The organism is Methylobacterium terrae (assembly GCF_003173755.1).
Classification (GTDB): Bacteria; Pseudomonadota; Alphaproteobacteria; order Rhizobiales; family Beijerinckiaceae; genus Methylobacterium; species Methylobacterium terrae.
Map to the genome: position 1 here is coordinate 4,571,415 of NZ_CP029553.1, position 12,007 is coordinate 4,583,421.

The following is a 12,007-nucleotide window of genomic DNA, read 5'->3' on the forward strand; positions in this document are numbered from 1 at the left end:
CGGCGAGGCGACGCAGTACCCGCGTCCTGCCGCCCCTCGGAAGGCTCTCAGCCCGATCGGCCGGAGGGCAGCCGCAGGCCCGGGGCGGGGCGTTCGAGCAGTACCTCGCGGCGGAAGCGCATGAGTCGAGCCGGCCGCCCGCCGGTCTCGGCCGTGACGGCCTCGGTCTCCTCGACGAGGCCCTGCTGGGCGACGAGGCGGCGGAAATTCTGCTTGTGCAGGAGGATGCCCGACAGGGCCTCGACCACGCGCTGGAGCTGGCCGAGGGTGAAGGCCGGCGGCATCAGCTCGAAGACGACGGGCCGGTACTTGATCTTGCCGCGCAGGCGCCCGAGGGCGGTGGCGAGCATCCGGCGGTGGTCGAAGGCCATGGCGTGGCCGGCGACGCGGTCCGCGGCTCCCGCCTCGGGCACGAGGCCGGCCTCGAACAGCAGCTCGTAGCGCTCCAGGACCCGCTCCTCGTTCCAGCCGCTCCCGGCCGCGCCGAAGGTCAGGCCGATCCGGTCGCCGCGGCGCCGCTCCTCCTCCGGGCTCGCCGCGGCGCCGGCCCAGGCCTCGAGCCGGGCCATGATCGCGTCGAGGGCGGGCGGGCGCCCGGCCCGCCAATCCTCGTAGGGGAAGTAGCGGTACCAGCTCTGCCAGGCCGAATCGGCGGCGGGGCGCGCCTCCCGCACCAGGGCGAGATAGGCGACCGAGAGGGCGTGCCGGCCGCCCTGCGCCTCGCCGCCCGCCTCCCCGATCCCGGGCCGGCGGTTGCGGTCGCCGAATGTGTAGAGCTGCTCGACGTAGCCGAGGCTCTGGCCGGTCTGGCGCTCGACCCAGGCCCGCAGGCCCCGTTCCAGGGTCGGATGGGCCGGCTCCAGGGGACCGGCCGGCAGGCCCTCGGCCCGGCCCTCGGGCTGGCCGGGCACGGGCACGGTCAGGACCCGCGGCTCGTCCCGGGTGCCGTCCTGAGCCGCGGCCAGGGCCGCCGCCAGGATCGCCGCCGCGAGGCCGACCATGGGTGCCGACGCCCTCGGCTCCGCCTCGCTCATCGCCCTCTCTCCCCGGTTCGCCGGGGCTTTATCACGGCGCGGGCCCGGCGACAGGCCCGGTGTTAGGTCCTCGATGTCGGGATCCTCGGCGAGCCTGCCTCACCCCGCCGCGGCGAGGCCGGGCGCGCCCTGCCGGGCCGGCGCGGCGCCGGCGACCTCGCGCACCAGGAGCCAGAACAGCGCCACCAGCACGAGCGGCGTGCCGCCGAAGCCCATCATCTGCAGCGGCATCATCAGGGTCGGGGCGAGCCAGGCGAAGACCGTGACCCGGCCCGGCTCGGCGCCGGGCCGGGTCACGGTCTTCTCCGCGGCCGAGAGCCGCCAGACCAGCACCGCCGCGAGCGCGGTCAGGTCGTAGTTGAAGGCGTAAGGAGTCAGGAGCGGCGCGGCGGCGGCGAGCACGCCGGCCCGCTGCACGGGATCGCGGGTCCGCCGCACGGCCCAGATCGCCGCGGCGAGGACCGGGATCGCGACGAGGGCCTGGAGGATCCAGGCCGCGTTCATCGGCAGCCCGAAGGTGCGCGCGCCGGCGAAGACCGAGGCCATCATGAACGGGTAGAAGCCGACGAAGCGCTCGAGCAGGCTGTACTGGTAGGCGCTGGTCTCGACGAGGTAGTGCCGCCAGGGCTCGACCCCGAAGGCGAAGAGCGAGGCGCCGACGAGGAGGAGCGCGGTCGCCGTCGCCGCGGCGATGGTCCGCCACGCGCCGAGCGCCAGGAGGGCGAGCGGCAGCACCAGGCCGAGATGCGGCTTGCAGGTGAGGAGGCCGAACAGGATGCCGGCGAGAACCGGGCGCCGGTCGAGGGCGAGCAGGCCGCCGAGGAACAGCGCGGCGGTGAGGAAGCCGTTCTGGCCGCCGACGGCGTTGATGAGGCAGGCCGGCGCGAGGGCGAGGAGCACGAGCGCCCGCCACCGCCGCCCCGGCGCGACCCGGCTCAGCGTCACGCCCGCGAAGGCGGCGAACAGCCCGACGGTCCACAGCGCGAGGGCGGCGAAGTAGGGCAGCTGCCCCAGCGGCCACAGCAGCAGCAGCGTGAAGGGCGGGTAGCCCCAGTTATGGAACGGCAGGGGGGCGCCGAAGAGGGTGCCGATCGCCGCGTGATAGGCGTCGAGGTCGAACAGGGTGGCGAGCCGGCCCGAGGTCGCGAGCTGCGGCCCGACCCAGTTGTTGATGAAGTCGCGCCCGATCGGGTGGCCGGTGACGTCGAGCCCCGCCCCGGCCGGCCAGTAGAACCGCACGACGAGGGGCAGCGCGCTCAGGAGCCCGAGCAGCACCAGGAGCACGGTCGGGTCGGCGGAGCGCCGGGAGGGGGTCGGGGACATCGGGCCCTCCCGGCGGTCAGCCGGAGATCAGGAGGTAGAGGTTCGAGCTCGCCGGGCCGAGGCGCAGGCCGGTATGGCCGATTCGCGCCCGCCGTCCCGGCGGCACCAGGGCGGCGAGGCGCGAGCGCGACATCAGGATCAGGTTCTGCTCCTCGGCCCAGTCGGCCTTGCCGAGGCGCCGGCAGGCGAAGCGGAAGGGTGCGTCGGCGTAGTGCAGCAGCGGGATGCCGGTATGGTGCTCGACCGGGAAGAAGCGGTGCGGCACCGTCAGGAACACGGTGTGGGCGACCCGCAGCATCTCGGCCAGCATCAGGCGCTGGTTGGCGGGGCTGCCGACATGCTCCAGCACCGCGTTCGAGGTCGCGACGTCGAAGCTCGCATCGGCGAAGGGCAGGCGGCAATCGGCGGCGACCCGCTGGTAGGCCACGGCCGGATGGGCGGCCCGGAACGCCTCGGCGCTGCCGAGCCCGACCGCGGTGATCCGCTCCGGGTGGGGGTAGCGGCGCTCCAGCACGTTGGCAGCGTCGTTGACCACGTCCGAGACGCCGATGTCGAGGATCGTGGTCCCGGGCGCGGGCCGGGCAAGCCGCAGGAAGTCGGCGTAGATGCGGTCGCGCGCGGCCGCCGTCAGGCGCTCGCCGAGGGAGCGGGGGGCCGCCGCCTCGTAGTACTTGTCGTCGAGGGTCGCGTCGGCGCTCACGGCTGGATCTCCCGCGGGGCGTCCGGGGCCGGCAGGTCGAGGTAGCGCATGCGCTTGAACTCCCGCTGGCTCGCGCCGACCGCGTCGACGATGAGGCCGCAGGTCAGGCTCATGAAGGCGAGCTGCATCAGGGCGGCGGCGAGCACCGCCGAGGGCAGGCGCGGCACCAGGCCGGTCTCCAGGAAGGTGGCGGCCACCGGCAGGCCGAGGACGAGGCCCGCCGCCGCCATGACGGCGGCGAGGCCGCTGAAGAAGCGCAGCGGCCGCACCGCCTTGTACATCAGGGCGATCTTGCCGAGGATCCGCGCCCCGTCGCGCCACTTGCTGAGCTTGCTCGCCGAGCCCTCCGGCCGGGCCCGGTAGGGCAGGGCGATCTCGACCGTGGCGAGCCGCAGGTCGAGGGCGTGGACCGACAGTTCGGCCTCGATCTCGAAGCCCGACGAGGAGGCCGGGAACGACTTGGCGAAGCGCCGCGAGACCACGCGGTAGCCCGACAGGATGTCGGTGAAGCCGTCGCCGAACAGGCGCATCACCAGCCGGTTGAACAGCCAGTTGCCGAAGCGGTGGCCGCGGGCGAAGGCGTCGGCGCCGCCCTCGCGGGCGCCCACCACCATGTCGACCTGCTCGGTCACGAGGGCGTCGATCAGCCGGCCGGCGGCCGCCGCGTCGTAGGTCAGGTCGCCGTCGGCCAGCACGTAGAGGTCGGCCTCGATGTCGGCGAACATCCGGCGCACGACGTTGCCCTTGCCCGGCCGCCGCTCCCGCCGCACCACCGCGCCCGCCGCCGCGGCGACGGCGGCGGTGCGGTCGGTGGAGTTGTTGTCGTAGACGTAGATCGTGGCGCCCGGCAGGACGCGGCGGAACTCCGCCACCACCTGCCCGATCGTCGCCTCCTCGTTGAGGCAGGGCAGCAGCACCGCGATGGCGCGGTTGCGCACGAAGGTGGCCTGCGGCAGCAGGTCCATCAGCTCGCGCCGGACCTGGGATTCCTGGATTCTGGCGGCTTGGGTCATGGGCGTCCCGCCGGGGCGGCGCGTCGGCGGCCCGCCCCCTCGCGCGACCCTAGAATCCGGTGCGTTAACGGGCGGTTGAGCGTGGCTGGCGTAGAGAGCACCGCCTGATCGCGTCGCGGCGGAGGCCACGCCGCGGCGGCGCAACCGTGCCCCACGGGCTTGCGGCTTTTCATGCGCCACCCCCTTTCCCGGACGACTGTAGCGTCAGCGGAAGAGATCCGGGAAAGGGGAGGCGGCTTACGAGGACACGTGCGCCTCGGCTGCACCGAACCGTCCTCGTGCCCCGGAAAACGCGCGAGCCCGCGAGGCGGCGCGCCGCGATCCGCGGGGCGGCGGCCCGCACGGTGATCGCGTAGTGGTCGCCCTGCGCGACCTCCAGGACGCCCCGGGGGCGATAGGCGACGGCGTTCGCGCCGCCGGCGTGGCGCAGGCTGTCGTACAGGATGCCGTGCCCGCCCGACGCCCGCACCGCCTCGCCGAAACGCTGCGAGGCGGCGTAGTCCTCCGCCGGGCGCGGCGTGCCGGATCTGGTCCAGATCTGGACTGGTACAAGCAGGCGTGTGCAAGCCGGCCCGTGCCGCTCCACCGGGCTCTCAGGCCGGAACCCGCACCGTCGCCCTGAGGCCCCCGAGCGGGCTGTCGTAGAGCGCGACGTCGCCGCCATGGGCGCGCGCGATGTCCAGGGCGATGGCGAGGCCGAGGCCCGATCCGCCGGCATCCTGGCGGGCGTCGTCGAGGCGCACGAAGGGCTTGAACACCTCCTCGCGCTGCTCGGGCGGGATGCCCGGGCCGTCGTCGTCGATCGAGACGGCCAGCCAGCGCGCCTCCTGGCGGGCGGTGATCGCGATGGTGTCGCCGTAGCGCGCCGCGTTGGCCGCGAGGTTGAACAGGCAGCGCCGGAACGCGTCGGGCCGGACCGTCACGGTCGACTGGCCCTCCAGCGTCACCTCCGAGACGTGGCCGCCGAGACGCTCCACGTCGGTGCGCACGTCCTCGAGCAGCGCCCTGAGATCGATCGCCGAGGCCGGCTCGCCGGAATCGCCCTTGGCGAAGGCGAGGTAGGCCTCCAGCATCCGGCTCATCTCGTCGACGTCGCGCTGCAAGTCCTCGATCTCGGGGGTCTGCGGCAGCAGCACCAGGGAGAGCCGGAAGCGCGTGATGATGGTGCGCAGGTCGTGGCTCACCCCGTTGAGCATCGTCGTGCGCTGCTCCATCGCCCGCTCGATGCGCCGCTTCATCTCGATGAAGGCGTGGCCGGCCTTGCGCACCTCGCGGGCGCCGCGGGGCCGGAAATCCAGCTCGCGGCCCTTGCCGAAGCTCTCGGCGACGTCGGCGAGCCGCAGGATCGGCCGGATCTGGTTGCGCAGGAACAGGATCGCGACGCCGAGGAGCACCAGGGACGAGCCGCCCATCCAGAGCAGGAAGATGTGCGAGTTCGAGGCGTAGGCCTGGCTGCGCCGGGCGATCACCCGCATCACCCCGCCGGGGATCTCGATCCGGATCTCGATCAGGTTGGAGCGCCCGACGGTGTCGATCCAGAACGGCCGGGCGATCTGGCGCCGGATCTCGTCGGACAGGGCCTCGTCGAGGAGGGAGAAGAACGGCCGCGGGCCCGGCACCGGGAGCCTGGCGCCCTCCAGGATGTCGACGTCGAGGTTCAGCCGCTCGCTGGCGATCCGCTCCAGGGTCTCGGAGCCCTTGTCCTGCGGATAGCTCTCGTAGATGTCGATGAGGGCCGCGACGTCGGCGGTCACGGCGGCCGAGAGGCGCCGCGTCACCAGCTGCCAGTGCCGCTCCATGAAGGTGTAGGCGATCACCGATTGCAGCAGCACCATCGGGGCGATGATGATGATGAGCGAGCGGGCGTAGAGCCCCTTCGGCAGCCGGTCGCCGATCACGCGGCCGAGCCGGCGCCAGGCCCGCCGGGGCACCGGCAGCGTCCCGGCGAGGGTGGGGGCCGCCATCGCGATCAGTCCAGGACCAGCCGGTAGCCGACGCCGCGCACGGTCTGCACGTAGCGCGGGTTGGCCGGGTCGTCCTCGATGCGGCGGCGCAGGCGGTTCATCTGCACGTCGACGGTGCGCTCGTTGGCGGCCCCGTTGGTGCCGGTCAGCGCCTCGCGCTCGACGTTGCCGCCGCGGGCGAGCGCCAGGATGGTCAGGATCTCGCGCTCGCGCTCGGAGAGGCGGATCGCCTCGTCGTCGCGGGTGAGCTCGCCGCGCTCGATACGGAACTGGAACGGCCCGAAGCGCACCGCGTCGAGGGGGGCGGCCCCGCCCTCGGCCGGCCCGCGGGCGTTGCGGCGCAGGATGTTGGCGAGGCGCAGGATCAGCTCCCGCGGCTCGAAGGGCTTGGGCAGGTAGTCGTCGGCGCCGATCTCGAGCCCGGTGACCCGGTCGTTCGGGTTCGAGCGCGCGGTCAGCATCAGGATCGGCACGCTCGAGGTCAGGCGGATCTGGCGGGCATAGTCGAAGCCGGTCTCGCCCGGCATCATCACGTCGAGCACCACCGCGTCGAAGACGAGGCTGCGCCCGCGCGCCCGGGCCTCGGCGGCGCTCGCCGCCGCCGTGACCCGGTAGCCGTTCTCGCCAAGGAAGCGGGCGAGCAGGTCGCGCAGGCGGCGGTCGTCGTCGACCACCAGGACGTGGGGAGCGTGGTCGGGGAGCTCGGCCCGCGGGGCGATGGCGGGATCGGCGCTCACGGCTTCACCTCGGGCGCGGGATCGCCGCCGGCGATCAGCCGGCTCACGCCTGCGCGCTCGCCCGGCTCGATCATCGCGAGCAGGAACCGGCTCGCCGGATCGCGTAAAGAGGGTCCCGCCTCGGCGAGCGCCCGCCGGACCCGCTCGCCCTGGACGCCGGCGAGGCGCTGGGCGAGCGCCCGGCCCTGCGGCGTGCAGGTGAGGAGGCGGTGGCGGCGGTCGCTCGTGCCCGTCCGCTGCGCGATGTAGCCCTGCTCGATCAATTCCTTCAGCACCCGGTTCAGGCTCTGCTTGGTGATCCGCAGGATATCCAGGAGTTCGGCGATGGTGAGGCCGGGATGGCGATCGACGAAGTGCAGCACCCGGTGATGGGCGCGACCGAACCCGTACTCGGCCAGGATGCGGTCCGGATCGGCGACGAAGTCGCGATAGGCGAAGAACAGCAGCTCGATCAGGTCGTAGGCCGGCTGCTCCCGATCCGACGACCCGTCCGCCAGCTCGCGGCCCGACCCAAGCTCGCGCGCGGACCCAAGCTCGCGCGCGGACCCTTGTATCGGCCCTTGCACCGGCGCCTCCTGGGAGTAGCCTGCCTCCGGCAGGTCCTCGTTGGCGGCGTCCGGCATGGGGGCCGGACGGGTCCGGGCGGCCTGGGTCACGGGTCGCACCTCTTCACGGGGGCCAAATCGACGAGATTCCGGCCCTCCGGGGGCCCTCGTCATTTATGTCAGTCTTGTTGACATATCTCAGCCTCGTTGATAGGCGTCAACCCCGCCGGCGAAACGAACGAACGCCCCGCGCCCCGCTCAAGCACGAACGTTGCGCGAGAACCAGCCAGGCGGAAACGAACGCATACGAGGATCATCGTCATGTCCGTCATTCCCTTCGACCAGCGTGAAGGCCACATCTGGTTCGACGGCCGCATGGTGCCGTGGGCGGACGCGAAGATTCACGTACTCAGCCACGGCCTGCACTACGGCTCCAGCGTGTTCGAGGGCGAGCGCGCCTATGGCGGCGAGATCTTCAAGTGCACCGAGCACTCGCAGCGCCTGCGCCGCTCGGCCGAGCTCCTCGACTTCGAGGTCCCGTACTCGGTGGCCGAGATCGACGCCGCCAAGAAGCTGGTCCTGAAGGAGAGCGGCCTCTCGGACGCCTATCTCCGCCCGGTCGCCTGGCGCGGCTCGGAGATGATGGGCGTGTCGGCGCAACACAACACCATCCACCTCGCCATCGCGGCGTGGGAGTGGCCGAGCTACTTCGATCCGGCGACCAAGATGAAGGGCATCCGGCTCGACCTCGCCGATTACCGCCGGCCCGATCCCCGCACCGCGCCGTCCGCCTCGAAGGCGGCGGGCCTCTACATGATCTGCACGATCTCCAAGCACCGGGCCGAGAACAAGGGCTACGCCGACGCCCTGATGCTCGACTTCGAGGACAACGTCGCCGAGTGCACCGGCGCCAACGTGTTCTTCATCCAGAACGGGGTGATCCACACCCCGAAGGCCGACCGCTTCCTCAACGGCATCACCCGCCAGACCGTGATCGATCTGGCGAAGCGCCGGGGCTACGAGGTGGTCGAGCGGCGCATCCGTCCCGAGGAGATGGCGGGCTTCTCCGAGTGCTTCATCACCGGCTCGGCCGCGGAGGTCACCCCGGTCTCGGAGATCGCCCAGTACCGCTTCACCCCGGCCGCGATGACCAAGACCCTGATGGACGACTACTCCGCCGAGGTGCAGCCGCGGGCCAAGGCCGCCTGAGGGGCAAGGCCGCCTGAGGGGCAAGGCCGCCTGACTCCGGGCGGCCTGAGTCTCGGGATCGATCGCGTGAACCGAAGGCCCCGGGCGGGAGACCGCCCGGGGCCTTCGCGCATGAACTTCGTGGTTTGCGGGAACAAGCCGCGCCTGCGGCGCTCGAGCCGGGAACGCGGGCCGGGGCTTCGCCGTTGTCTGACCGGAACATTCGGAGAACATGGGGAGCCCTCATGACCACCAAGACCGCCGCCAAGAAGACCGCCGCCGAGACGCACGAGACCGAGAACCCGAAGCAGGACCCCAAGGACACCTCGAACCGGATCAAGGATCCGAAAGACTGGACCACCGGCTCCGAGCCGATGACCGGGGCGCAGGCCTCCTACCTCAAGACCCTGGCCGAGCAGGCCAAGGACGACGAGGCGTTCGACCCCGACCTCGACAAGGCCGAGGCCTCGCAGCGCATCGACGCCCTGCGCAAGGAAACCGGAAAGGACTGAGCGGCCGCGCTCCGCCTCGCCGAGGCACGACGGCAGGGCCGCCGCGCCGCGGCCCTGCTCTCGCCCGGCAGGGGCCCGGCTTGCCGGGAACCCCGGACTTGCCCGGAGCTCGACTTGCCCAGGGCCTAACTTGCCCAGGGCCTGACTTGCCGAGAACCCGGCTCTCCAAGAGCATCCTCAGGCGGGCGCGTTTCTCACACCGCATTAACGCCTGGTGAGGAAGTGGTGCCCTAATGTCCGGCGCGACGGAAGAAGGAAGCCGGACGTGCGTGGCAGATCGCGGGCGAGGGATGCGATCCGGCGCTTGCGGCGCGACCGATCCGGCGCGACCGCGATCGAGTACGCGCTGGTGGCCGGCCTGATCTTCCTCGCCCTGACGGTGGGGCTCAACACCTATGGCAATTCGGCCGGCAGCCTGTTCGGCAACATCAGCACCCGCATCCTCGCCGTGTTCGGCTAGAGGCGGCCGCCGTCACTCCGCCGCCAGGCCGGGAGCGTCCGGGCCGGGCTCGATCGGGCCGAGGCCGTCCAGGCCGAGATTGTCCAGACATTGCCGGATCTGCCCGGCCAGGATGTCGGCGAGCGGGTTCGGCTCGCCCGCGCGGTGACGCATCAGCCCGATGCGGCAGGCCGGCAGGCTGGCGAAGCCGTCCTGCGGCCCGAGCACCCGCATCCCGGGGCGCACCGCGCTCTCGGGCAGGACCGAGACGGCGAGACCGGCCAGCACCGCGGCCCCGACCGCGGTGGAGTTCCAGCTTACGAACAGGATCCGGCTCTTGCGCCCGCCGCGCTCCAGCGCCTCAATGGCGGCCCGGCGCCAGTTGCAGTCCGGCCGGCCGAGAGCGAGGGGCACGGGCTGCGCGGCGTGCACCGCGTGACGGCTCGAGGTGACCCAGAGCAGGGCCTCGGTGCGGATCGTCTCGACGGTGCGCCGCCCCTTCGCTTCCGTGACGATGGCGAGGTCGATGTCGCCGTCGGCGATCCGCGCGGCCAGCATGTCGGTGGGCTCGCACACCACCGTGACCTCGGCCCGGGGATGGGTGCGGGCGAAGCGCCCGAGGATCTCGGGCAGGTAGCGGTCGGCGTAGTCGTCCGGCAGGCCGAGGCGGACCCGGCCGGCGAGGTCGCCCTCCTCGAAGGTCGCCAGGCACTCGGTCTGCAGCCGCACGATCCGCCGCGCGTAGTCGAGCAGGCGCTCGCCGTCGTCGGTCAGCCGCACGCCGCGGCCGGCCTTGGCGAAGATCTCGCGCCCGATCCGCTCCTCGAGCCGCTTCATCTGCATCGAGACGGCGGATTGCGTCTTGTGGACCTGTTCGGCCGCGCGGGTGAACGCGCCGGTCTCGGCGATCGCCACCAGGGTCCGGAGCTGGTCGATGTCGAGGGGATGCACCGGCTCGCTCCCTATCAATCCCCGTGATGTGACACATCTCAAGCATTCGCTCAACGCATCGACCGAGCCGGGCTACGAGGACACCGCGGAAGAGCGAGGCCGGCGCATGAAGAGGTTCGCCGAAAGCTCCCGCCGGAGACCACGATGACGATCACGTTCGCCCCCCTCGGTATCCTCTCCCTGGCGCTCGGCCTCGGCCGCAAGGCCGGGCGGATCGTCGCCCGGATCGTGGCCCGGATCGTCACCCTGTGGATCAACCGCCGCGCCGCCTACCGCCTGGCCGAGCTCGACGACCGGGCGCTGAAAGACATCGGCCTCACCCGCAGCGACGTGGAGGGCGTGCTCGACCTGCCGTTCCGGCAGGACCCGACCGTGCCCCTGGTGCATCGACGTCGCGTCCGGCGCCAGCCTCCGCCGCCGGCCCTGAGCCTGCGCCTCGCCGCCCGTGACGGCCGGGCCGTCGAGGGCCGCACCCGCGAGGCGTGAGGCGGCGACGTCCTTCCGGCAGGAGGGAGCGCGCGCTCCCTCCTACCGGTTCACCATCCGGCTCAGCACGTCGGCCAGCGTCAGGGTGAACAGGATCGCGGCCCAGAACAGGCCGCAGGCGGCGACGAGGCGCACGAGGCCGCCGGCGTGCCTGAGCTGCATGAAGACCAGGGCGACGAGCGCCGTCTTCACCCCCGCGATGGCGAAGCCCAGCGCGGTGTCGACGCGCCCGAACGGCCAGTAGGCGGCCCAGGTGCTCACGCCGAGCAGCGCCATCAGCGCGGCCCAGACCGGGAGGTTGCGGCGCCACAGGGCGCCGGGGGTCTCGGGCTTGGAGCTCATCCGGATCGTCCCGGCAGGTAGAGCATCGGGTAGAGGAAGACCCAGACCAGGTCGACGAGGTGCCAGTACAGCGCCGTCACCTCGACCTGCGGGTTCTCGGCCAAGAAATCGGGATCGCGCCAGCCCTTGATCGCAAGCCGCGTCACCAGCGCGATGCCGATGCCGAGGTGGATCGCGTGCACCACCGTAACGAGCCAGTAGAAGGCGAAGAAGATCTGGGCCGGAGCCTGGGTCAGGGCGAAATGCGCGCCCGGCACCAGGTGCTTCTCGATGTCCTCGCGGTACTCGAAGCCCTTCACCACCAGGAAGGCGAGGCCGAGGACCGCGGTGGCGGCGAGGCACCCGAGGGTGAGGCGGCGAAACAGCCCCTTCTCGGCCGCCTGCGAGGCGACCGCGATGGTCAGGCTGCTGGTCAGCAGGATCGCGGTGTTGAGGGTGCCGTAGACGATGTTGGTCTCGCGGCCCGCTGCCGCGAAGGCCTCCTGATTCGCCAGGCGGGCGGCGGTGTAGGTCAGGAACAGGGCGCCGAAGAACAGCACCTCGCTCGCCAGGAAGATCCAGATGCCCAAGGCGGCGCCGGCGCGCTGGCGCGCGAAGGCGGTCGCGTCATCGGTCTCCAGGTCGCTCCAGGGCTCGCGCAAGCGAGCCTCGAGATCCGTACGGCCCTGGCGCAAGCGAGCCTCGAGATCCGTACGGCCCTCGCGCAAGCGAGCCTCGAGATCCGTACGGCCCTCGCGCAAGCGAGCCGGGATGTCGGCGCCGCTCATGTCGGC

The 12,007-nt window shown here is 72.3% G+C and carries 14 protein-coding genes and 1 pseudogene; 4 read left to right on the top strand and 11 right to left on the bottom strand.

Annotated elements, in window-relative coordinates:
• Positions 1–47: 47 nt before the first annotated feature.
• The 8 genes and pseudogenes from DK419_RS21210 to DK419_RS21245 all read right to left on the bottom strand — a co-directional run bounded on the left by DK419_RS21210 (position 48) and on the right by DK419_RS21245 (position 7,427).
• Positions 48–1,034 (bottom strand): NUDIX hydrolase, encoded by a 987-nt coding sequence (locus DK419_RS21210; protein ID WP_109960848.1) that lies wholly within the window; start codon positions 1,032–1,034, stop codon positions 48–50.
• Positions 1,035–1,133: 99 nt separating this feature from the next.
• Positions 1,134–2,357, bottom strand: coding sequence for a glycosyltransferase family 87 protein (locus DK419_RS21215; RefSeq protein WP_109960849.1), 1,224 nt, complete (start codon positions 2,355–2,357; stop codon positions 1,134–1,136).
• Positions 2,358–2,373: 16 nt separating this feature from the next.
• A complete protein-coding gene (locus DK419_RS21220; protein ID WP_109960850.1) occupies positions 2,374–3,057 on the bottom strand; it encodes a class I SAM-dependent methyltransferase in 684 nt (227 codons plus the stop codon).
• Positions 3,054–4,070: a glycosyltransferase family 2 protein gene (locus tag DK419_RS21225; protein ID WP_245442603.1), complete on the bottom strand. Its 1,017-nt coding sequence runs from the start codon at positions 4,068–4,070 to the stop codon at positions 3,054–3,056. The genes DK419_RS21220 and DK419_RS21225 overlap by 4 nt, the downstream gene beginning before the upstream one ends.
• A 304-nt stretch (positions 4,071–4,374) precedes the next feature.
• Positions 4,375–4,569 (bottom strand): annotated as a pseudogene (locus DK419_RS29585) (RES family NAD+ phosphorylase); the annotation flags it as partial.
• Positions 4,570–4,663: 94 nt separating this feature from the next.
• Positions 4,664–6,034 carry an ATP-binding protein gene (locus DK419_RS21235; protein ID WP_109960852.1) on the bottom strand — a complete coding sequence of 457 codons (1,371 nt, stop codon included), beginning with the start codon at positions 6,032–6,034 and terminating at the stop codon, positions 4,664–4,666.
• Positions 6,035–6,039: 5 nt separating this feature from the next.
• Positions 6,040–6,771, bottom strand: a complete 732-nt coding sequence (locus DK419_RS21240) for a response regulator (RefSeq protein WP_109960853.1) — start codon at positions 6,769–6,771, stop codon at positions 6,040–6,042.
• A complete protein-coding gene (locus DK419_RS21245; RefSeq protein ID WP_245442604.1) occupies positions 6,768–7,427 on the bottom strand; it encodes a MarR family winged helix-turn-helix transcriptional regulator in 660 nt (219 codons plus the stop codon). The genes DK419_RS21240 and DK419_RS21245 overlap by 4 nt, the downstream gene beginning before the upstream one ends.
• Positions 7,428–7,637: 210 nt before the next feature.
• On the opposite strand from DK419_RS21245, the gene DK419_RS21250 reads away from it, so the two are divergent.
• The 3 genes from DK419_RS21250 to DK419_RS21260 all read left to right on the top strand — a co-directional run bounded on the left by DK419_RS21250 (position 7,638) and on the right by DK419_RS21260 (position 9,476).
• Positions 7,638–8,525, top strand: a complete 888-nt coding sequence (locus DK419_RS21250) for a branched-chain amino acid aminotransferase (RefSeq protein ID WP_109960854.1) — start codon at positions 7,638–7,640, stop codon at positions 8,523–8,525.
• A 224-nt stretch (positions 8,526–8,749) separates the two neighbouring features.
• Positions 8,750–9,016, top strand: a complete 267-nt coding sequence (locus tag DK419_RS21255) for a DUF3072 domain-containing protein (protein WP_109960855.1) — start codon at positions 8,750–8,752, stop codon at positions 9,014–9,016.
• 304 nt (positions 9,017–9,320) lie between these two features.
• On the top strand, positions 9,321–9,476 hold the full coding sequence (locus tag DK419_RS21260) for a Flp family type IVb pilin (protein WP_342587198.1): 156 nt from the start codon (positions 9,321–9,323) through the stop codon (positions 9,474–9,476).
• A gap of 12 nt (positions 9,477–9,488) precedes the next feature.
• On the opposite strand, the gene DK419_RS21265 is transcribed toward DK419_RS21260, so the two are convergent.
• Entirely contained in the window at positions 9,489–10,406 is a 918-nt protein-coding gene (locus tag DK419_RS21265) for a LysR substrate-binding domain-containing protein (protein ID WP_109960857.1), read from the bottom strand.
• A 144-nt stretch (positions 10,407–10,550) separates the two neighbouring features.
• Between DK419_RS21265 and DK419_RS21270 the strand changes: the two genes are divergently transcribed.
• A complete protein-coding gene (locus tag DK419_RS21270) occupies positions 10,551–10,892 on the top strand; it encodes a DUF1127 domain-containing protein (RefSeq protein WP_109960858.1) in 342 nt (113 codons plus the stop codon).
• Between the two features lie 42 nt (positions 10,893–10,934).
• Here the strand turns inward: DK419_RS21270 and DK419_RS21275 are convergent, their stop codons facing one another.
• Both DK419_RS21275 and DK419_RS21280 read right to left on the bottom strand, forming a co-directional pair.
• The gene (locus DK419_RS21275; protein ID WP_109960859.1) at positions 10,935–11,234 is read right to left on the bottom strand and encodes a cytochrome C oxidase subunit IV family protein; all 300 of its coding nucleotides are present in this window, start codon (positions 11,232–11,234) and stop codon (positions 10,935–10,937) included.
• The gene (locus DK419_RS21280) at positions 11,231–12,001 is read right to left on the bottom strand and encodes a cytochrome c oxidase subunit 3 (RefSeq protein WP_109960860.1); all 771 of its coding nucleotides are present in this window, start codon (positions 11,999–12,001) and stop codon (positions 11,231–11,233) included. The genes DK419_RS21275 and DK419_RS21280 overlap by 4 nt, the downstream gene beginning before the upstream one ends.
• Positions 12,002–12,007: the final 6 nt, after the last annotated feature.